The organism is Streptomyces iakyrus, from assembly GCF_000717055.1.
Lineage (GTDB): Bacteria > Actinomycetota > Actinomycetes > Streptomycetales > Streptomycetaceae > Streptomyces > Streptomyces iakyrus.
The window spans coordinates 185,716-205,676 of the sequence record NZ_JNXI01000014.1 but is presented as its reverse complement, the minus strand read 5'-3'; the positions used below and the strand labels follow the sequence as shown (position 1 = coordinate 205,676).

Genomic DNA, 19,961 nt, shown 5'->3' with positions numbered 1-19,961 from the left:
CGGGTGGACGTCCCTGAGGGGCGCGGTGAACTGCGCGACCGGCCACATCCCGGCCGCAGCCGCCACACCGCCCCCGCCTCCCGGGCTACTGGGCGCCCGGCACCCCCTTGAGGTGCCGCTCCGCGAACTCCAGCTCCAGCCGCACCTGCTTGATCCGCTCGTCCACCACCAGCGACCCGTGCCCGGCGTCGTAGCGGTACACCTCGTGCACGGCGCCCCGCGCCTCCAACCGCTTGACGTAGTTCTCGATCTGCCGGATCGGGCAACGGGGGTCGTTGACGCCGGCCGAGATGTAGACCGGCGCCTTGACCCGGTCGACGTACGTGAGCGGGGAGGAGGCCTCGAAGCGGTCGGGGACCTCCTCGGGCGTGCCGCCCAGGAGCGTGCGGTCCATCGCCTTCAGCGCTTCCATCTCGTCGTGGTACGCCGTGACGTAGTCCGCGACGGGCACCGCCGCGATGCCGAGGGTCCACGCGTCGGGCTGGACGCCGAGGCCGAGCAGCGTGAGGTAGCCGCCCCAGGAGCCGCCGGTGAGGATCAGGCGCTCGGGGTCGGCGAGGCCGGAGGTGACGGCCCATTCCCGGACCGCGGCGATGTCCTCCAGCTCGATGAGGCCGACGCGGTGCTTCAGGGCGTCCGTCCAGGCACGGCCGTAGCCCGTGGAGCCGCGGTAGTTGACACGGATCACCGCGTAGCCGTGGTCGACCCAGGCCGCGGGGCCCGCCGCGAAGGAGTCGCTGTCGTGCCAGGTGGGCCCGCCGTGGATGTCGAAGACCGTGGGGAGCGGCCCGGTGGTGCCCTGCGGCTTCTGGACGAGGGCGTGGATGCGGCCGCCCGGCCCCTCCACCCACACGTCCTCCACCGGCACCGAGCCGGGCGACTTCATGCCGGGCGGGTCGAGCACGACACCGCCCGCCGTGGAGCGGACCGCGGACGGCTCGGCCGCCGAGGACCACAGGAACTCCACGCTCCCGTCGGGCCGGGCCGTCGCACCGGACACGGTGCCCGGCGGCGTCGGGATCTCCGTGAGGGCGCGGCCGGCCAGGTCGTAGCGGAACAGCTCGCTGCGGGCCTCGAAGCTGTGCGCGATGAGCAGGCCGCTGCCGTCCGGGTACCACTCGGCGCTGACGTCGCCCGGCAGCTCCAGCGCGAGGTCCGTCTGCTCGCCGGTGGCCACGTCCCACACCAGCGGCTCCCAGCGGCCGCGGCGCTGGTGGCCGATGAGCAGACGCGTGTCACCGTCGACGGGGGCGAAGCCGAGGACCTCAAGGCCCAGCTCCCGGGTGCCGCCCTCGGTGTCGTCGAGGTCGGCGACCGCCGTGCCGTCGGGGCGCAGGACCCGCAGCGCGGAGTGCATCGCGTCGCCGTGCTCGGTGTGCTCGATGGCGATGAGCGAGCCGTCGTGGGAGAGGTCGCCGACACCGGCCGATTCGCGGTGGCGGTAGATCTCCACCGGTTCCTCGCCGGTGCGCACCAGGTGGATCGTCGTGCCGTCCTCGTCCGTGGAGCGGCCCACGACCGCCGTACGCCCGTCACGGCCGAGGGCGAGGCCCGCCGGGTAGGAGGCCTCCAGGCCCTCGGCGGCCGGTTCGTCCGCGCCGCCCGCGAAGGGCTGGCGGCGCCACACGCCGAACTCGTCGCCGTCCTTGTCGTCGAACCACCAGATCCACGCGCCGTCCGGGGACAGCACGCCGTCCGTCGTGCCGTTCGGCCGGTCCGTCACCTGGCGCTGCTCGCCCGTCGACCGGTCCCAGGCGTACAGCTCGTACGTACCGGTCGCGTTGGAGACGAACAGGGAGCGGTCCGGGGCGTCCTCCGCCCAGTCGGGCAGGGAGACCCGGGGCGCCCGAAAGCGCTTTTCCCAGTCCGGCATCCGCTCCTGCTGTCCCGCCTGTACCGCTTGCTCGTGCTGGTCCCGCCGATCCCGCGCGTCGGACCCGTTGCTCTCAGTCATGGCCCCATACTGCCCGCCCGGGCCGACAATGCGCTGGCGAGGTCCCCACCCTGTGGACAACCTCCACCGGTTCCCCTTCCGGGCGGGCCGGGAAGGCCGGCAACCGCTCTCCACCGCCCCGCGGTGCCAGTCGGCCGGAACCCGCGGCGAGCCCTCCTGATTTCGACCCCGCGGGCCGGGCCTGCCCGACAGCCCCGTACCGTGGGGGTGTGTACCGGTTTCTGCTGACGCCCCGGTGGTGGGGGATCAACGTCTTCGTGCTGCTGTCCATCCCCTTCTGCATCTTCATGGGGTCCTGGCAGCTGGGCCGGTTCGAGGACCGGGTGCAGGACCATCGCACCGCGACCGAGCAGGTCGCCGACGCCGCGAGCGAGGCGCCCCGTCCCCTCAGGGACATGCTGCCGGTGACCAAGGCCACGTCCGGGAAGCTGGTCACCGCGAGCGGCCGGTACGGCAAGCAGCTCCTGGTGCCCGGGCGGGAGCTCGACGGCAGGCAGGGCTTCTACGTGCTGGCCCTGCTGCGGACCGCCTCGGGCGAGGCGCTGCCGGTGGTGCGGGGATGGCTGCCCGGGACCGCCGGGACGGCACGGGTCCCCGCCCCGCCGGCCGGTGAGGTCACCGTCACCGGGGCGTTGCAGGCGTCGGAGACACCGGGGGACAACGGGGTCAGCGCCCAGGGCGGGCTGCCGGCCGGGCAGACCGCGGCGATCAGCGCGGCGTCCCTGGTGAACCTGGTGCCGTACGACGTGTACGACGCGTGGGTCACCCTGTCGAGGGGTGACGCGGGGATGAAGGCGGTGCCGGCCGCCGCGCCGCCGGACTCGGGGCTGGACCTGAAGGCCTTCCAGAACCTGGGCTACACCGCCGAGTGGTTCGCCTTCGTGGGGTTCGTGATCTTCATGTGGTTCCGGCTGCTGCGGCGCGAGGTGGAGTCCGTGCGGGATGCGGAGCTGGGGCTGGTGACGGGTGAGGAGCCTGTCGCCGTGGACGCCGCCGCGAAGTGAGGGGCGTCCACGCCGGGCCGGAGTGACAGACGTCCACGCCGGGCCGGGTGGCCCACAGCCCCAGAAGGGCCGCGCCCGGTCTACGCCCCCGCCAGCACGCCCGTCCAGTACACCGTGCCCGCGCACGCGTTGGGCACCGTCACCGAGGTGGCACCCGAACCCGTGCCCGGGGTGTACGTCACCGCCACGCTGCCGTCGACCGTGCCGTCCTCCCTGGCCAGCTGCGGGGCCGCGCCCGTGTCGCCGCCGGTGGAGGTGCCGGCCGTGGTCGCCGGGTCCTCCGACGGGGTCGGGTCGGGGCTGGGGTCGGGACCGCCGACGCTGCCGCCGGGGGTGGGGCAGGGCTCGGAGGGGACCCAGGCGAACTTCACGTCGTAGCCGATGCCCGGCTGGAGCACCAGCTGGGCGGCCTCCAGGGACGGGTCGGGCAGCAGACCGGCCGCCGCGTCGCCCGCGGCATGCCGGGCCGAGCCGACCTTGCTCATGTCGGCGGCGCCCTGCGGCAGCGCGCTCACCGAGCCGGGGCCGGTGACCGTGCAGGCCGCGCCGGAGACGTTGACGACGCGGAAGGAGCCGGAGACCGCTCCCGTGGAGTCGGGGGCGCCTGCGCTTCCGGAGGCGGGGCCGAGCTGGGCGGCGGTGCACGCCGGGATGCCGGCGGCGGCGGTGGAGGAGGGGCCGGTTCCGCCCTGGGACGCGCCGGTGGACGCGCCGCCGGATCCCTTACCCTTGTCCTTCTCCTTCTTCTCGCCCTTCTCCTTGCCCTCGGCCTTGCCGGAGGAGCCGCCCGCGGTGCTCTCTCCGCCGTCCGGGCCCTTCCCCTCGCCCGAGCCTCCTTGCGTCTCGGAGGCGTGGCCGATGGCGGAGGGGTTGGCGTCGGAGCCGGTGGCGTTGGAGACGTGCACCAGGGCGGGGATGGCGGTGCCGATGAAGAGCGCGGCGGCGGCCATGCCGACGACGGCCTGCCGCTTGCGGGTCCGCCGCTGGGGCACCGCCTTGCGCAGGTACTCCAGGGTGCCGTCGCGCGGCTCCACCTCCTGCACCACCTGGTGCAGCATCGTGCGCAGGTCCAGCTCGTCCGAGTCGAACCCGTCGGGGCTCTGGTCGTCGGGGCCGTGGTTCACAGTTCCGTTCCCAGCGTGCGATTGCTTCGGATCTTGCCCGTGCCGCCTTGTCGGCGCCTGCCACTCCTCGGGGCGCTCGGCGGGCTCGGGGCCCTCGCGCCCGTTGCCGCCCGCGCCGTTGCGGTCACTCATGCCGGCGCCTCCATGGCCACCCGGAGCGCCGCGATGCCGCGCGAGCCGTACGCCTTGACCGAGCCCAGCGATATGCCGAGGGTCTCGGCGACCTGCGCCTCGGTCATGTCCGCGAAGTAGCGCAGCACCAGCACCTCGCGCTGGCGGCGCTGCAGCCCCTTCATCGCCTTGATGAGGGAGTCGCGCTCCAGCTGGTCGTAGGCGCCTTCCTCGGCGCTGGCCATGTCGGGCATGGGCTTCGACAGCAGCTTCAGGCCGAGTATGCGGCGGCGCAGCGCGGAACGCGAGAGGTTGACGACGGTCTGGCGCAGGTACGCCAGCGTCTTCTCCGGGTCGCGGACCCGCTTGCGTGCGGAGTGGACACGGATGAACGCCTCCTGGACGACATCCTCGCAGGAGGCGGTGTCGTCGAGGAGGAGGGCGGCGAGACCCAGCAGCGAGCGGTAGTGCGCGCGGTAGGTCTCGGTGAGGTGGTCGACGGAGGTTCCGGCCGCGACGCCGTCCTCTGCGCTGTCACGCTGATTGGGTATGCGGGCCGGCCGCGCTGCGGGCACGGGCGCGATCACCGGCATGCCACCGGGCGTACCGGCCATGCGGGGTCGTAGAGCCGCCGGACGGGGCGGTCGAAGGACCGTGCCGCGTGCCGCGCTGAAGTCGAGTACCTCTGCCACGCCTGTTGGACACGCTGACCCCTGTCAGGGTTGTACGTGCCGGGCATCACTTTCACGCCGACCGTCGCCGACGGTCTACCCGCGTCAGGCAGCACAACCGATAGTGCATCAAATGCCCTCATGCGTCCCGCTCTTCCCCTATGTCCAAATGTGAACGGACGTCCCCACGCCCGGTTCCAGGCGTCCCCACGCCTGATGAAGCGCTCCCGCGGCCGAAGGGCGACCGCAAAGACGCTCCCCGCCCTCCGCACGGTTGCGGAGGACGGGGAGGTAAATCCTCTGATGCCGAAGCGCCATGGACAAGTGGTCCGGACCATCGACCGGCTCACATGTCGTGCACAGATCCTACAAACCGCCTATGACATCGGCCGGGGGGTTTTGCTGCGGCGAAACTTCACGAAAACCGGTCGGTGACCCGTCAGGGCAGCTCGGCGGCTACCAGCTCGGCGATCTGCGCGGTGTTGAGCGCGGAGCCCTTGCGGAGATTGTCCCCGCACACGAACAGTTCGAGCGCCGTCGGGTCGTCCAGCGCCCGCCGCACCCGCCCGACCCAGGTCGGGTCGGTGCCGACCACGTCGGCCGGGGTCGGGAACTCTCCCGCGGCCGGATTGTCGAACAGCACGACACCGGGCGCCGTGGCGAGGATCTCGCGGGCCTTGTCGACGGTGACCTCGCCCTCGAAGCGGGCGTGCACGGTCAGGGAGTGCGTGGTGATCACCGGCACCCGGACACACGTGACGGCCACGGGGAGACCCGGCAGGCCGAGGATCTTGCGGGACTCGTCCCGCACCTTCAGCTCCTCCGAGGACCAGCCGTCCTCGCACGCCGTACCGGTCCAGGGCACGACGTTCAGAGCGACCGGCTCCGGGAACGGCCCGGTACGGTCCCCGACGGCCCGCCGTACGTCGCCGGGGTTGGTCCCCAGCTCCGTGCCGGCGACCAGGGACAGCTGCTGCCGCAGCGTCGCCACGCCCTCGCGCCCGGCGCCGCTGACGGCCTGGTACGAGGAGGCGACCAGCTCGCGCAGGCCGAACTCGGCGTGCAGCGCGCCCAGGGCCACGATCATGGAGAGCGTCGTGCAGCTGGGGTTGGCGATGATCCCGCGGGGGCGCATCCGCACGGCGTGCGGGTTGACCTCGGGCACGACGAGCGGCACGTCCGGGTCCATCCGGAACACGCCCGAGTTGTCGACCACCACCGCGCCCTTGGCCGCGGCGACGGGCGCCCACCGCCCGGCGACCTCGTCGGGGACGTCGAACATGGCGACGTCGACCCCGTCGAAGGCCTCCTCCGTGAGCGCGAGGACCTCGGTCTCCTCGCCGCGCACGGTCAGCTTGCGGCCGGCCGAGCGCGGGGAGGCGATCAGCCGGATCTCGCCCCAGACGTCCGCCCGCTGGGACAGGATCCGGAGCATGACCGTGCCGACGGCTCCGGTCGCGCCCACCACGGCAAGCGTCGGACGCCCGGACCGTACGGTCCGGGCGTCCTGTCGGAGATCGGCCATCAGCGGCCGGTGCCCCCGTAGACGACGGCCTCGTCGCTGTCGGAGTCGAGCCCGAACGCGGAGTGCACCGCGCGGACGGCCTCGGGCACGTCGTCGGCGCGGGTGACGACCGAGATGCGGATCTCGGAGGTCGAGATCAGCTCGATGTTCACGCCCGCGTCGGACAGGGCCGTGAAGAAGTCGGCCGTGACACCCGGGTTGGTCTTCATGCCGGCGCCGACGAGGGAGATCTTGCCGATCTGGTCGTCGTAGCGCAGCGAGTCGAAGCCGATGCCGGCCTTGTTCTTCTCCAGCGCGTCGATGGCCTTGCGGCCCTCGGTCTTCGGCAGCGTGAAGGAGATGTCCGTCAGGCCCGTGGAGGCGGCGGACACGTTCTGCACGACCATGTCGATGTTGATCTCGGCGTCGGCGATCGTGCGGAAGATCGAGGCCGCCTCGCCCGGCTTGTCCGGCACGCCGACGACCGTGACCTTGGCCTCGGAGGTGTCGTGCGCGACACCGGAGATGAGAGCCTGCTCCACCTGCTTGTCCCCTTGCTTGATCGGCTCGCTGCTGACCCAGGTCCCCTGGAGTCCGCTGAAGCTGGACCGGACGTGGATCGGGATGTTGTACCGGCGGGCGTACTCCACGCAGCGGTGGAGCAGCACCTTCGACCCGGACGCCGCCAGTTCGAGCATGTCCTCGAAGGAGATCCAGTCGATCTTCCGGGCCTTCTTCACCACGCGCGGGTCGGCGGTGAACACGCCGTCGACGTCGGTGTAGATCTCGCAGACGTCGGCGTCGAGGGCGGCGGCGAGGGCCACCGCCGTGGTGTCGGAGCCGCCGCGGCCGAGGGTGGTGATGTCCTTGGTGTCCTGCGAGACACCCTGGAAGCCGGCCACGATCGCGATGTTGCCCTCGTCCACCGAGGTCTTGATCCGGCCCGGCGTGACGTCGATGATCCGGGCCTTGTTGTGGACCGAGTCGGTGATGACACCCGCCTGGCTGCCGGTGAACGACTGGGCCTCGTGGCCCAGCTTTTTGATCGCCATGGCCAGCAGGGCCATGGAGATCCGCTCTCCGGCGGTCAGCAGCATGTCGAGCTCGCGCCCGGCAGGCATCGGGGAAACCTGCTCGGCGAGATCGATCAGCTCGTCCGTCGTGTCGCCCATCGCGGAAACCACGGCAACCACCTGGTTGCCGTTCTGCTTCGCTTCCACGATCCGCTTGGCGACGCGCTTGATGCCCTCGGCATCGGCTACGGAGGAGCCTCCGTACTTCTGCACGACAAGGCCCACGTGCGCTCCTCGCTCAATCCGTCTCTGTCCGCTCATACGCATTCGTACCGCGGTCGGCTCAGTCTAACGAGCGTCCGAAAATCCCTTCCGCGATATCGCATGATGAGATCTCGGCCCGCCCGTCCAGAGTCGCTCATGCCCATCTGGGCACCGGCCACTCGGGAAAGTGCCCGGCGTCACAATCGCACGAGCCACCGTCCCGGTCACACAACTTTCAAGCACTAGGGTTCGGCTGTGCGCGTACTCCTGGTGGAAGACGATGAACCGGTCGCAGAGTCCCTGCGCCGTGGCCTCCAGCGCTACGGCTTCGAGGTCGAGTGGGTCACCACGGGCGGGGCGGCTCTCGAGCACGAGGGTCCCCACGACGTCGTCCTGCTCGACCTCGGCCTGCCCGACACCGACGGACTCGACGTCTGCAAGGCGCTGCGCGAGCGCGGCGACGTCCCGATCATCGTGATCAGCGCCCGCAGCGACGAGACGGACCGGGTGGTCGGCCTGGAGCTCGGCGCGGACGACTACGTCTCCAAGCCGTTCGGCGTCCGGGAGGTCATCGCCCGGATAAGGGCCGTCATGCGCCGCACGCGCGCGCAGACCCCCGCGGGCACACCCGACGCCGGCCCCGACCGCTACGGCACCCGCCTGACGATCGACCGCAAGGCGGCCCGGGTGCGTCTGGACGGCGAGGAGGTCGCCCTCGCGCCCAAGGAGTACGACCTGCTGGCCTTCCTCACCGAGGAGCCCGGGGCGCTGATGTCGCGCGAGCAGATCATGGAAGCGGTCTGGGACGCGAACTGGTTCGGGCCGACCAAGACGCTCGACGTGCACGTGGCGGCGCTGCGGCGCAAGCTCGCGGGTGCGATCACCATCGAGGCGGTGCGCGGGGTCGGCTTCCGGCTGGAGATCGCGAAGGACACCGGCGGGGACGGCACCGCCTCATGATCCGCCAGCTCGTCCGCAGCTACGTCCTGCTCGTCGCGGTCGCCATCGCGCTGTTCACCGTGCCGGTGGCGTTCACGCTCACGGACCAGCTGCGGGACGACACCAGGTCGTCGGTCCTGCGCGAGGCCGACGCCATGGCCCTGCTGCTGGGCGACGGCCGGGCCGCCTCCTGCCGGGCGCTGGAGGAGATGGCCAAGGCCTACGACGACGAGATCCAGGTGACCCGCACCACGAGCTGCCCGGCGGACCTGCCGCGGCCGACGGCGGACGCCGCCCTGGCCAAGGCCCTCAAGGAGGGCGCTTCCACAACCGACTGGGGCTCCTCCTTCATCTGGGGGCCCGAGCTGGAGATCACGGTGCCGGCCCGCGCGGCCGGCACGGACCGGGTCGTGGGCGCCGTGCGCATCCTGTACTCGACCGACGAGATGACCAGGCGGCTGTGGCAGATCTGGGGCTTCCGGGCGGTCCTCGCCGTGCTCGTCCTCGGAGTGGCCGCCCTGCTCGGCGTCGCGGTGGCCCGGCGCCTCACCCGGCCGCTGCGCCAGCTCAACGACATGGCCAGCAAGTTCAGCGACGGCGATCTGACGGCCCGCTCCCCCGTGACGGGCCCGCCCGAGACCCAGACCCTGGCGCGCACCCTCAACCAGGGCGCCGAACGCCTGGACACCCTGATCGCGGCCCAGCGCATCTTCGTCGCGGACGCCTCCCACCAACTGCGCACCCCGCTCACGGCGTTGCGGCTGTCCCTGGACAACATCGCGGACGGCGTGGACGACGAGTTCGTCCGGGAGGACGTGGAGCAGGCCACGGCGGAGGTCGTGCGGATGAGCCGGCTGGTCAGCGGGCTGCTGGTGCTGGCCCGGGCCGAGGCGAAGGTGACGGCGGCCGAGCCGCTCCCGCTGATGGACATCGTGCGGGAGCGGCTCGCCGTGTGGAGGCCGGCCGCCGACGAGCGCGGAGTCACCATCGCGCTCAGGGGGAGTACCGACGGCCGGCCGTCTGTGCTGGCCAGCTCCGGTCATCTGGACCAGATGCTGGACAACGTGCTCTCCAACGCCCTGGAGGTCTCGCCCGACGGCGGGACGATCACCGTGCGGGTGGAGCCCCGGGGCGATGTGGTGGGGGTGTCGGTCCTGGACGAGGGACCCGGCATGTCGGACGCCGAGAAGTCCCGGGCCTTCGACCGCTTCTGGCGCGGCCAGGGCCTGACCGGGAAGTCCGGCTCCGGCCTCGGTCTCGCCGTCGTCAGGCAACTGGCGACGGACGACGGCGGGACCGTGGCGCTGACGGACGCTCCGGGTGGCGGCCTGTGCGTGACGATCACGCTACGGGCGTCGCAGCACCGGGGCGGCTGAGGCTCAGCCCTGCGGCATCTTCGAGGAGTGGTGGTTCACGATCAGCCACTTCCCGTTCGGCTGCTTCTCGTAGGCGTAGGTGTAGCGGGCCTTGACGGTGCTCTTCGCGCCCGTGTCGTGGTCGGTGAGCGCGAACTCGTACACACCGGTGTCGATGACGGTGTCGCGGTCGAGGACGTTGACGACGGACTCGATCTTCGTGCCCTTCGGCTTGTTCTGCAGGAAGTGCTCGAAGTAGTCGACGATGGCGGCTCTGTCCGTGCGGACCTGGTTGGAGACCGTCGGCAGCAGGACCGCGTCCTTCGCGTACAGGTCGGCGACCTTCTCCGGGTCCCCGGTCTGCAGCGCGGCGTTCCACCGGTCGAACAGCCCGAGCACCTCGGCCTTGGTCACCGGCTTGGCGTGCTTGCCGCCCTTGCTCCCGGCGTCGGCTCCGGCGACCCCGGCACCGAGGACGAAGGTGCCGGTGGCCAGGACTGCGGTGGCGGTGGCGGCTACGGCTATGCGCCGGCGGGCGGGGCGACGGTTCATGACATCTCCGTGGGATCGAGGGGGTGTCACTGGCGGGACGTCAAGCCTGTGGAGACCACGTAAGACCACCCCTCACCGGGCGGCAGAGGCCGATGAAGCAGGAACCCAAGGGGGCACCGCGATGGGGTCCCCCCGGTTCGAGCGCAGTCGAGAACTGGGGGAGGCGCCGACCGGAATCACTTGCGATTACGCAGGTGAGGATGTCAACTCAGGGAACTCGAACTCACCCCGGTACCGGCCACCTGACGATCCACCAGGGCGCGGACATGGGCCGCCCGAGCACGATCACGGTGACGGTGCCGGCGGACAGCGGAATCGGCGTCACCGGCACGGCCGTCCGGATCTGACCGGCTACTTCGCCGGGCGCAGCCCCAGGGGTCCCGCGATCTCCTCGGCCATCACGCGGCCCGCCTCGATCTCCAGCGTGTCGTCGCCCATGCCCTGGTCCGTGTCCAGGCCGTCGAGTTCGGCCAGGGGCTGGTTGAGGCGGACGTGGGCGAGGACCGACTGGAGGGCCCGCAGGCTCGCCGAGGCGGTGGAGCCCCAGTTGGAGAAGTAGGAGAACTGCCACCACCACAGGGCCTCCGTGGTGCGGCCGGCCCGGTAGTGGGACATGCCGTGGCGCAGGTCCGTGATGACGTCCGTGAGGTCGTCGGAGATGCGGGCCGGGACCGGGGCCTTGCGGGGCTCGTAGGGGTCGAAGACCTCGGAGTAGACGTCGATCGGGTCCAGCAGGCGGGCCAGGTTCTCGCGGAGCTCGTCGACATCCGCCTCGGGGCCCGAGTCGGGTTCGTAGCGTTCGTCGGGCACGATGTCCTCGTGCGCGCCGAGCCGGCCGCCGGCCAGGAGGAGTTGGGAGACCTCCAGGAGGAGGAAGGGCACGGCCGATTCCGGCTCGTCGCCCTTCGCGACCTCCGTGACGGCGACCAGGAAGCTCTCGATCTGGTCCGCGATCTGGACCGCGAAATCGTCCGGGTTCTGGTCGGTCGCGTGCAGCGTGGCGTCAGACATCTAGGAGTCGTCTCCCCTCGAAGGCGCGTCCGAGGGTGACCTCGTCCGCGTATTCCAGGTCCCCACCCACCGGGAGGCCGCTGGCCAGGCGGGTGACCTTCAGGCCCATGGGCTTGATCATGCGGGCGAGGTACGTCGCCGTCGCCTCGCCCTCCAGGTTCGGGTCCGTGGCCAGGATCAGCTCGGTGACCGTCCCGTCCGCCAGGCGGGCCAGGAGCTCCCTGATGCGCAGGTCGTCGGGGCCCACCCCGTCGATCGGGCTGATCGCGCCGCCCAGGACGTGGTAGCGGCCCCGGAACTCACGCGTGCGCTCGATCGCCACGACGTCCTTCGGCTCCTCGACCACGCAGATGACGGCCGGGTCGCGGCGGGTGTCGCGGCAGATGTTGCACAGCTCCTCCTGCGCGACGTTGCCGCAGGTCGCGCAGAAGCGGACCTTCGCCTTGACCTCCATCAGGGCCTGCGCGAGGCGCCGTACGTCCGTCGGCTCCGCCTGGAGGATGTGGAAGGCGATCCGCTGGGCGCTCTTCGGACCGACGCCGGGCAGCCGCCCCAGCTCGTCGATCAGGTCCTGGACCACGCCTTCGTACAACGGACTGCCCTTCCTGGGTCTTCGGGGTCGGTACGCACCGTCCCGTACGTACCGTAGTTGTCTGCCGCCTGTCCGAGGAAGGCGGTGCGCCGGGTCAGAACGGCAGGCCGGGGATGCCGCCGCCGCCCAGGCCCTGGGCGAGCGGGCCCAGCTTCTGCTGCTGGAGCGTCTGCGCGTTCTCGTTGGCCGCCTGGACGGCCGCCACGACCAGGTCGGCGAGGGTCTCGGTGTCCTCGGGATCCACCGCCTTCGGGTCGATCTTCAGGGCGCGCAGTTCGCCGGCGCCGGTGACGGTGGCCGTCACCAGACCGCCGCCCGCCTGCCCGTCGACCTCCGTCTGCGCCAGTTCCTCCTGCGCCTGTGCCAGGTCCTGTTGCATCTTCTGGGCCTGCTGGAGCAGCTGCTGCATATTGGGCTGGCCACCACCGGGGATCACGATCAGCTCCTTGCTCGGTACGGGTTTTCCCGTTCGGCACGAGCCTACGTGGTCGGGGCTGCCGTCGCCCCAGCACTCTTTCGAGTGAGTCCCCCTCGCGCCCTATACCCGATCAAGGAATACTTCCGGGCGGAAAAGAGGCGAAAGCTACGTCTTCGCCACCCATTGGGAGGTAGGAAGGGTCGGGCGCGTTCCGGATGCGGATTTTCGTCCATCGCGCAGCGTGATCGGTGAGTGAACCGTACGTGGTCATTCGTGGTCAGTGAGGAGTGCCGGGTGGGTCAGCCGGAGATGCAGCCCGAGGGGCCGCCTCAGGACGGGCGGGGCGAGCAGGCGGCGGCCGGGCTGCGGCCGGGCGATCTGACGGGGCGGGTCTTCCCGCTCGGGGACTGGGGCGAGCCGGCGGTCCGGCTGGACGAGCTGTACCGGTGGGTGGAGCGCGGGGCGCTGCGGACTGCGGCCTGGTACCTCGCGGACCGGGTGTGGAAGCGGCGGTGCGCGCGGGTGCTGCGCTGCGGGACCGCGGCCGGGGCCGTCACCGGGGTGGCGCTGCCCCTGCTGGACCTGACCGGGGTCGCGGGCGGAGTCGCCCCGTGGGGGTGTCTGGCGCTGCTGGTGGGGGCGGCATGCGTGGCCGTCGACCGGTACTTCGGGGTGACGTCGGGGTGGATGCGGGACGTGGCCACCGCGCAGGCCGTGCAGCGGCGACTTCAGGCGTTGCAGTTCGACTGGGCGGCGGAGAGCGTGCGGGAGGTGCTCGGCCCGGCGGAGGGCACGGCCGGCGAGGCCGCCGAGCGGTGCCTCGGGGTGCTGCGGAGGTTCTCGGAGGACATGACGGAACTGGTGCGGGTGGAGACGGCCGACTGGATGGGCGAGTTCCGGTCGGGGTGTGCCGCGCCGGCGGGGCTCCAGACGGTCGTCTTCCCGGGTCCGGGCCGCGGGCCCGAGACCGGGGTGAACGGGCGGTTCCCGGTGCCGCCGCACGGCGGGACCCGGCCGAACATGCCGCGCCAGCGCCCGCCGGAGCCGCGGTGAGGGGCCTCAGCCCCCGCCGTCCTGCGCGCACAGGGTGAGCCCTTCCGGGGTCCAGCACGGCAGGTGGCCGTGGGTGCGGATGACGTCCTGGCCGTTGCCGCGGGCCAGGTACGTGAGGAAGCTGGAGGCCAGGGAGTCGGCCGGGGGGCGGCCGTAGGTGTAGGCGTACTCGATCTCGCGGTAGGGGTAGGCGCTCGTGCCGTGTTCGATGGCGTCGACGGAGGGCGGGTCGCCGTCCAGGCGCAGCGCGTGCAGGCCCTTCGCCCGGGCGGCGAGGTTCAGTTCGCTGTAGCCGACGGCGCCGGGGAGACCGGCGACCGTCGCCAGGACCTGCTCGGTCGAGTCGAGTTCGCAGCGCAGGACGGTCGCCGTGGGGTCGTCCTTGTGGACGCAGTCGACGGAGGAGTTGGCGATCTCGCCCCGGCCCAGCACCCGGCGCTGGAAGACCTGTCTCGTCCCGGAGTTGGCGTCCCGGCTGACGAGGCGCACGGGCAGGTCGGGGCCGCCGAGCTGCCGCCAGTTGCGGATCTCGCCCCGGTACAGGCGCCGGACGTCGTCGGTGGACAGGTTCGTCAGTCTCACGTCGTCGTTGACCACGAGCGCGAAGACGGACACCGCCACCCGGTTCTCGCGCAGGTCGGGCAGACCGGCCGGCTTGGGGCCGTCCGAGAGTGCCACGACCGGCGGGGAGCTCGCGGAGTCCCGTTTCGCCCGGTCACCGGCGGCCGTGAGCTCGCGGATCCCCGCCGTCGAGCCGTGGGCGTCCACGTCGATGACGGGGTCGCCGCCGCAGTCCCGCTCGTACGTGGCGGCCACCTCGCGCAGGACCGGCGCGAACGCGGTGGAGCCGGTGAGGGTGAGGGTGCCGCTCGCGCAGCCGATCGGGGGCGGGGTGTCGTCCTGGGCGACGACGATCGCCGCCAGGGTGACCACGCTCGCCGTGAGCGCGATGGTGATCAGCCGCGCGGCCCGGCTGAACAAGGGCGGCTTCTCGTCCGGTGTGGCACTGCGGTTGGGGTGCACCTCGCCGTCGCGCAATCCGCCGACCAGCCGGATCTCGTCGCCGACGTCACCGCCGGAGAGGAGGACGAGCAGCTTGAAGTGGTCGCCGCGGTTGAGCGGGACGCGCGGGATGCGCAGCGTGTTGCCGTCGTAGGCGAACCCGCGTGCCGCGGTGAAGTGGTCCATGAGGTGGTCGGTTTCCGACGGCTGGGTGACCGAGACACCGCGGACGGTACGGCCGGCGAACACCGCGGTCAGGCCGTGGACTTCGGGGCCGGTGTAGTCGTCGCGGTCGATGCCCTGTGAGCCGTCGTTCTCGATGCGCAGCAGGACCAGGGTCGCGTCCGACATTCCGGGATCTTCGTCGAACAGGCCGAGGCGGCGGTTGGCGCGGCCCGAGCGCACGTCGTCGCCGATGGGGCTGTCCATCTGCACCCGGTAGCCGACCTGTTTGCGGCGCGGCACCCGGCGTTCGTACCAGACCATCACGGCCGAGGCGATGATGCCGAGGAGGGCCGTCGCCACGGCCACGAGGTTCTCCGCGCTCAACCACTCCACCGTGGGTGCCCCCGCCGCCGCCCGGACCATTCGATCGTCCGGTCACCGTACGGCCGTGCGAGCGCAGAGCCGGTGGTCGTCAGCCGGAATTCGCCGGACGTTCAACCGCCAGGTGGCCGAGAGCAGTTGGTCACTGCCTGGTGTACGTCAGCCGCTCCCCGCTGCTGGTGTTCACGCGCTCCAGTGTGCCGTCCGACAGGAGGGTCACCTCGGTGGCCGCGCCCGGGGTGCAGGCGGTGCGGGGCTGTCCGACCTTCACGGTGGACGGGCCGATGCTCAACGCGCCGCCGGTGCCGGGTTCGGCGGTGAGCCGCCCCTCGAACACGCAGTGGTAGGTGCCGCCGTCCTTGGTCGGGCCGTCGGCCACGAGGGACAGGACCGTGTCGCCCGGTCCGCCCTGCTGGAGGGTGAGCGAACGGCTGTGCTCGCCGTCGGCGTTGTCGATGGTCGTGCTCCAGGTGCCGAGGTACCCGGCCGGGATCGCGCCGCCCGCCGGGGAGGGGGAGGTGCCCTGCTGCGAGGTCGTCGGGGACGGACCCGGAGTGGTCGGGGACGTGCCCGTGCTCTGCGTCGGGCCGGGACGGTCGTCGGCCCGGTCTTCGCCGCCGCCCTGCATCAGCGCGTACACCGACCCGCCCGCGGCGAGCGCGACGACCAGGGCGATCACGACGAGCAGCGCGGTGGAACGGCCGTCCCTCCCACGCTGCGGCTGCGGGGGGCCGTACGGCGGGGTCGTGCCGTAGGGCGGCGGGCCGTAGGGCGGGGTGGAGCCGAGGCCGCCGTAGGCGGGGTGGGACTGGGGGTGCTGCTGGGGGTAGCCGTACGCGGGGTACGGGGGCTGAGGTGTCTGCGGCTGCGGGTGCGGCGGGGGGGTCTGCACCTGCGGGTGGGGCGGGGGGCCCGCGGCCGGGAGGTGCTGTGGCGCCGGGGGTGTGCTCTGGCCCGCCACCATGGTGGGCAGGTGGTTGACCGGCCCGCCTTCGCCGGGCAGGCCGGGCGGGGGCGGGCCCGGGGCCGCGGCGGGCGCCGCCGCGGGGGCCGGGGGCAGCGCGGGGCGCGGTGACGACTCGTCGCCGGCGGGCGCGTGTTCAGGGGTGGGGCCGGGGTTCTCGCCGGGGCCGGAGCCCTGCGGGCCGGCGGGCGGCCCGGGAGGGTCGGCTCCCTCGGCGGGGCCCGCTCCCTCCGGATCCTCCGTCTCCAGCAGCCGCACCGCGTGCCGCCCCAGTTGCGCCACCAGCGCGCTCGGCAGCCACGGATCGAGGGCGCGGCCGTCCGCGACGGTGTCGTCCGCGCCCGTGCGTTCCAGGACGCGGTCGAGGGAGGGCCGGGCGGCGGGATCCTTGCGCAGGCAGTCCCGGACGAGGTCGGCGATGCCCTCGGGGACGCCGTCCAGGTCCGGCTCCTCCTGGGCGATGCGGAACATCAGGGCGTGCACGCCGCTGTTGGCGGTGCCGAAGGGCAGGGCGCCGGTCGCGGCGTAGGCGAGGACCGAGCCGAGGCAGAAGACGTCGCACGCCGGGGTGATGCGGTCGCCGCGCACCTGCTCGGGCGCCATGAAGCCGGGCGATCCGACGAGCGCGCCGGTGCGCGTGAGCCCGCCGTCCGTCACGGTCTCCAGGGCGCGGGCGATACCGAAGTCGATGACGCGCGGGCCGTCGATGGTGACCAGCACGTTGGACGGCTTGAGGTCGCGGTGGACGATGCCGGCGGCGTGGATGTCCTTGAGCGCGTGCGCGAGCCCGGCCGCGAGGATGCGGACCGTGCGCTCGGGCAGGGCACCGTGGTCGTGCCCGACGACCTGCTGGAGGCTCGGCCCGGCGACATAACCCGTGGCGACCCACGGCACCGCCGCCTCGGTGTCCGCGTCCAGCACCGGCGCCGTCCAGTACCCGCCGACCCGCCGCGCGGCCTGCACCTCCTGCCGGAACCGCTCCCGGAACTCCTCCTGCGCGGCGAGTTCCTCACGGACCAGCTTCACGGCGACCGTACGGCCCCGCTCGGAGCGCGCCAGATAGACGTGCCCCATACCCCCCGCACCGAGCCGCGCCAGCAGCCGGTACGAACCGATCTGCTGCGGATCCCCGGGCCCCAGCTTCTCCATCGCTCAGCCGCCTTCCCCCACACGCGAGCAACGGACCGAGAATAGTGCGGGGCCGGGGCGGGGTGGCCCGGGCGACGTCTACGGTTCGGTAACAGGCGGACCAGCCTGTTCGAGTACCTTCGACAGCCGTTCGAGGACGCGCACCGCCGCCGCCAGCTCCGTCTCCCCGAACGCCTCCGCCAGCCGGTCCGCGAACGCCGCGTGCCCGGGGTTGATCCGGGCGATCGCCGCACGCCCCTCACCGGTCGGCGCGAGGAGCTTTGCCCTGCGGTGCGCCGGGTTCGGCCGGTACTCCGCGAGCCCCCGCTCCACCAGCAGGTCGGCGATGCGCTGGACGCTCTGCCGGGTGATGCCCATGGCGCGGGCGATGCCGGAGACGGGCAGCGGTTCGCCGAGGACCGCGCCGAGCACCTGCCACCAGGCGGCGGTGAGTCCGGCGGGCCGGGCCAGTTCCTCCGCGACGGCGAGGAACTGGCCGTTGAGCCGGAAGACCCCGAGGGCGCTGCGGCTGAGCAGGTCCTGACGCTCGCGGCTCACAGCGCGCCGGCCTTCTCCAGCACCGCGTACGCCGCCGTGTCGGAGTCGTGGAACAGCCGGTACCAGGCGTCCAGCACCTCGCCCTCGTAGACCCCGAGCAGCCGGAGGATCTCGCGGGCGAAGGCGACGGGCTCGGTCGGGCCCGCGGTGACCAGGGGGCCGTCGGTGACGGCGTCGGCCTCGACGTAGCGTCCGCCGCCCGCGTAGCCGGTCGCGGCCAGGTAGAAGGAGACGGCGCTGGTGTGGTCGCGGTCGTCGAGCAGGCCCTCCCGGGCGAGTCCGGCGGTGGCTCCGCAGATCGCGGCGACCGGGACGCCCGCGTCCAGGAAGGCCCGGGCCGTGCGGGCGAAGGGGGCGAGGTCGTCCGACGTGTCCCAGAGGTCGGCGCCCGGGAGGATCAGCAGCGCGCTGTCCTCGGGGCGCAGGTCGTCCAGGGCCAGGTCGGGCCGGATGCGCAGGCCGCCGGTGCTCCGTACCGGAGCCGCGGTCGGGCCGACGGTCCGGATCTCGTGGCCGGTGCGGGCGAGCTGGGCCGTGGCGTGGCCGGTCTCCCAGTCGGCGAGGGTGTCGTAGACGGCGAGATGGACGGGCTTGCCGGGGCGGCCGGTGGTGGCGTTCATGACTCCTCCTCGGTCCTGCTCTGCTTATGACAGCATCCTGTCACTACGACAGAAGGCTGTCAATGGATCTGTCCATGGATCGCGTCGCGCCTGGACAACCTGTCGGAGGAACGCCGCCGACGCCCGACAGGCCGCCGCTTTCACCGCCGTCTCCCCCGCACCTACGCTCGCCCGCATGACCCCTCAGCCGAACCCCGAAGCCGGTGCCGCCGTCAAGGCCGCCGACCGTGACCACGTGTTCCACTCCTGGTCAGCTCAGGAGCTCATCGATCCACTCGCCGTCGCCGGTGCCGAGGGGTCGTACTTCTGGGACTACGACGGCCGGCGCTACCTCGACTTCTCCAGCGGGCTCGTCTACACGAACATCGGCTACCAGCACCCCAAGGTCGTCGCCGCGATCCAGGAGCAGGCCGCGAGGATGACGACCTTCGCGCCCGCCTTCGCCGTCGAGGCCCGGTCGGAGGCGGCCCGGCTGATCGCCGAGCGGACCCCGGGCGACCTGGACAAGATCTTCTTCACCAACGGCGGCGCCGACGCCGTCGAGCACGCCATCCGGATGGCCCGTCTGCACACGGGCCGCCCGAAGGTGCTCTCGGCGTACCGCTCGTACCACGGCGGCACCCAGCAGGCCGTGAACCTCACCGGCGACCCGCGCCGCTGGGCCTCCGACAGCGGCACCGCCGGGGTCGTGCACTTCTGGGCGCCCTACCTCTACCGCTCCCGCTTCTACGCCGAGACCGAGGAGCAGGAGTGCGCGCGGGCGCTGGAGCACCTGGAGACGACGATCGCCTTCGAGGGGCCCTCGACCGTCGCGGCGATCATCCTGGAGACCATCCCGGGCACGGCCGGGATCATGGTCCCGCCGCCCGGCTACCTCGCCGGGGTGCGGGAGATCTGCGACAAGCACGGGATCGTCTTCGTCCTGGACGAGGTCATGGCCGGGTTCGGCCGGACCGGTGAGTGGTTCGCCGCGGACCTGTTCGACGTCACGCCCGACCTGCTGACCTTCGCGAAGGGCGTGAACAGCGGGTACGTGCCGCTGGGCGGGGTCGCGATCTCCGGTGCCATCGCCGAGACGTTCGGGAAGCGCCCCTACCCCGGCGGTCTGACGTACTCCGGGCACCCGCTGGCCTGCGCCGCCGCGGTGGCGACGATCAACGTCATGGCGGAGGAGGGCGTCGTCGAGAACGCGGCCCGGCTGGGCGCCGACGTCGTCGGGCCGGAGCTGCGCGCGCTCGCCGAGCGGCACCCGAGCGTGGGCGAGGTGCGCGGCGTGGGCATGTTCTGGGCGCTGGAGCTGGTCCGCGACCGCGGGACGCGGGAGCCGCTGGTGCCGTACAACGCGGCCGGTGAGGCAGGCGCCCCCATGGCCGCCTTCGCCGCCGCAGCGAAGAAGGGCGGGCTGTGGCCCTTCGTGAACATGAACCGGACGCATGTCGTGCCGCCGTGCAACATCAGCGAGGCGGAGCTCAAGGAAGGGCTCGCCGCGCTGGACGCGGCGCTGTCGGTGGCGGACGAGTACACCGGGTAAACACCTGTAAACCCGTCAGTAACCGACATCCTCGCGTCCCGTTCGAA

At 72.3% G+C, this 19,961-nt stretch carries 19 protein-coding genes; 6 read left to right on the top strand and 13 right to left on the bottom strand.

The genetic code is table 11. The annotated features are described in order from the left end of the window. Nucleotides 1–85: 85 nt before the first annotated feature. The gene (locus OO68_RS22255) at nucleotides 86–1,954 is read right to left on the bottom strand and encodes a S9 family peptidase (protein WP_033310165.1); all 1,869 of its coding nucleotides are present in this window, start codon (nucleotides 1,952–1,954) and stop codon (nucleotides 86–88) included. 209 nt (nucleotides 1,955–2,163) lie between these two features. Between OO68_RS22255 and OO68_RS22250 the strand changes: the two genes are divergently transcribed. Beyond that, nucleotides 2,164–2,958, top strand: a complete 795-nt coding sequence (locus OO68_RS22250; RefSeq protein ID WP_033310164.1) for an SURF1 family protein — start codon at nucleotides 2,164–2,166, stop codon at nucleotides 2,956–2,958. Between the two features lie 80 nt (nucleotides 2,959–3,038). Here OO68_RS22250 and OO68_RS22245 read toward each other — a convergent pair whose 3' ends face one another. From OO68_RS22245 to OO68_RS22230, 4 genes are all read right to left on the bottom strand, one after another. Next, nucleotides 3,039–4,082: a hypothetical protein gene (locus OO68_RS22245; RefSeq protein WP_033310163.1), complete on the bottom strand. Its 1,044-nt coding sequence runs from the start codon at nucleotides 4,080–4,082 to the stop codon at nucleotides 3,039–3,041. A gap of 128 nt (nucleotides 4,083–4,210) precedes the next feature. Further along, the gene (locus OO68_RS22240) at nucleotides 4,211–4,786 is read right to left on the bottom strand and encodes a SigE family RNA polymerase sigma factor (RefSeq protein ID WP_033310457.1); all 576 of its coding nucleotides are present in this window, start codon (nucleotides 4,784–4,786) and stop codon (nucleotides 4,211–4,213) included. Nucleotides 4,787–5,303: 517 nt separating this feature from the next. Beyond that, the gene (locus tag OO68_RS22235; protein WP_033310162.1) at nucleotides 5,304–6,389 is read right to left on the bottom strand and encodes an aspartate-semialdehyde dehydrogenase; all 1,086 of its coding nucleotides are present in this window, start codon (nucleotides 6,387–6,389) and stop codon (nucleotides 5,304–5,306) included. Beyond that, a complete protein-coding gene (locus OO68_RS22230) occupies nucleotides 6,389–7,666 on the bottom strand; it encodes an aspartate kinase (protein ID WP_030846224.1) in 1,278 nt (425 codons plus the stop codon). Before OO68_RS22230 ends, OO68_RS22235 begins: the two co-directional genes overlap by 1 nt. 234 nt (nucleotides 7,667–7,900) lie before the next feature. Here OO68_RS22230 and OO68_RS22225 point away from each other — a divergent pair, with 234 nt between their 5' ends. After that, a complete protein-coding gene (locus OO68_RS22225; protein WP_033310161.1) occupies nucleotides 7,901–8,605 on the top strand; it encodes a response regulator transcription factor in 705 nt (234 codons plus the stop codon). Next, nucleotides 8,602–9,960, top strand: coding sequence for a sensor histidine kinase (locus tag OO68_RS22220; protein WP_033310160.1), 1,359 nt, complete (start codon nucleotides 8,602–8,604; stop codon nucleotides 9,958–9,960). The genes OO68_RS22225 and OO68_RS22220 overlap by 4 nt, the downstream gene beginning before the upstream one ends. A gap of 3 nt (nucleotides 9,961–9,963) precedes the next feature. Here OO68_RS22220 and OO68_RS22215 read toward each other — a convergent pair whose 3' ends face one another. Continuing rightward, nucleotides 9,964–10,491 carry an SgcJ/EcaC family oxidoreductase gene (locus tag OO68_RS22215; RefSeq protein ID WP_033310159.1) on the bottom strand — a complete coding sequence of 176 codons (528 nt, stop codon included), beginning with the start codon at nucleotides 10,489–10,491 and terminating at the stop codon, nucleotides 9,964–9,966. Nucleotides 10,492–10,691: 200 nt separating this feature from the next. Between OO68_RS22215 and OO68_RS45590 the strand changes: the two genes are divergently transcribed. Next, complete coding sequence (locus tag OO68_RS45590) at nucleotides 10,692–10,838, top strand: hypothetical protein (RefSeq protein ID WP_403549965.1); 147 nt, start codon at nucleotides 10,692–10,694, stop codon at nucleotides 10,836–10,838. 4 nt (nucleotides 10,839–10,842) lie between these two features. On the opposite strand, the gene OO68_RS22210 is transcribed toward OO68_RS45590, so the two are convergent. From OO68_RS22210 to OO68_RS22200, 3 genes are all read right to left on the bottom strand, one after another. After that, complete coding sequence (locus OO68_RS22210; protein WP_033310158.1) at nucleotides 10,843–11,502, bottom strand: DUF5063 domain-containing protein; 660 nt, start codon at nucleotides 11,500–11,502, stop codon at nucleotides 10,843–10,845. Then, nucleotides 11,495–12,094, bottom strand: a complete 600-nt coding sequence (gene recR, locus OO68_RS22205) for a recombination mediator RecR (protein ID WP_003991835.1) — start codon at nucleotides 12,092–12,094, stop codon at nucleotides 11,495–11,497. Before recR ends, OO68_RS22210 begins: the two co-directional genes overlap by 8 nt. 94 nt (nucleotides 12,095–12,188) lie before the next feature. Continuing rightward, nucleotides 12,189–12,530 carry a YbaB/EbfC family nucleoid-associated protein gene (locus OO68_RS22200; protein ID WP_078615225.1) on the bottom strand — a complete coding sequence of 114 codons (342 nt, stop codon included), beginning with the start codon at nucleotides 12,528–12,530 and terminating at the stop codon, nucleotides 12,189–12,191. Between the two features lie 276 nt (nucleotides 12,531–12,806). Here OO68_RS22200 and OO68_RS22195 point away from each other — a divergent pair, with 276 nt between their 5' ends. Continuing rightward, a complete protein-coding gene (locus OO68_RS22195) occupies nucleotides 12,807–13,565 on the top strand; it encodes an SLATT domain-containing protein (protein WP_033310157.1) in 759 nt (252 codons plus the stop codon). A 6-nt stretch (nucleotides 13,566–13,571) separates the two neighbouring features. Here OO68_RS22195 and OO68_RS22190 read toward each other — a convergent pair whose 3' ends face one another. The 4 genes from OO68_RS22190 to OO68_RS22175 all read right to left on the bottom strand — a co-directional run bounded on the left by OO68_RS22190 (nucleotide 13,572) and on the right by OO68_RS22175 (nucleotide 18,383). Further along, entirely contained in the window at nucleotides 13,572–15,125 is a 1,554-nt protein-coding gene (locus OO68_RS22190; RefSeq protein ID WP_033310456.1) for a substrate-binding domain-containing protein, read from the bottom strand. Between the two features lie 130 nt (nucleotides 15,126–15,255). Beyond that, nucleotides 15,256–17,226, bottom strand: coding sequence for a serine/threonine-protein kinase (locus OO68_RS22185; RefSeq protein WP_033310156.1), 1,971 nt, complete (start codon nucleotides 17,224–17,226; stop codon nucleotides 15,256–15,258). Nucleotides 17,227–17,304: 78 nt separating this feature from the next. After that, complete coding sequence (locus OO68_RS22180) at nucleotides 17,305–17,763, bottom strand: MarR family winged helix-turn-helix transcriptional regulator (protein WP_033310155.1); 459 nt, start codon at nucleotides 17,761–17,763, stop codon at nucleotides 17,305–17,307. Then, a complete protein-coding gene (locus OO68_RS22175; protein ID WP_033310154.1) occupies nucleotides 17,760–18,383 on the bottom strand; it encodes a type 1 glutamine amidotransferase family protein in 624 nt (207 codons plus the stop codon). Before OO68_RS22175 ends, OO68_RS22180 begins: the two co-directional genes overlap by 4 nt. 175 nt (nucleotides 18,384–18,558) lie before the next feature. Between OO68_RS22175 and OO68_RS22170 the strand changes: the two genes are divergently transcribed. After that, the gene (locus OO68_RS22170; protein WP_033310153.1) at nucleotides 18,559–19,914 is read left to right on the top strand and encodes an aspartate aminotransferase family protein; all 1,356 of its coding nucleotides are present in this window, start codon (nucleotides 18,559–18,561) and stop codon (nucleotides 19,912–19,914) included. The last annotated feature ends 47 nt before the right edge of the window (nucleotides 19,915–19,961 follow it).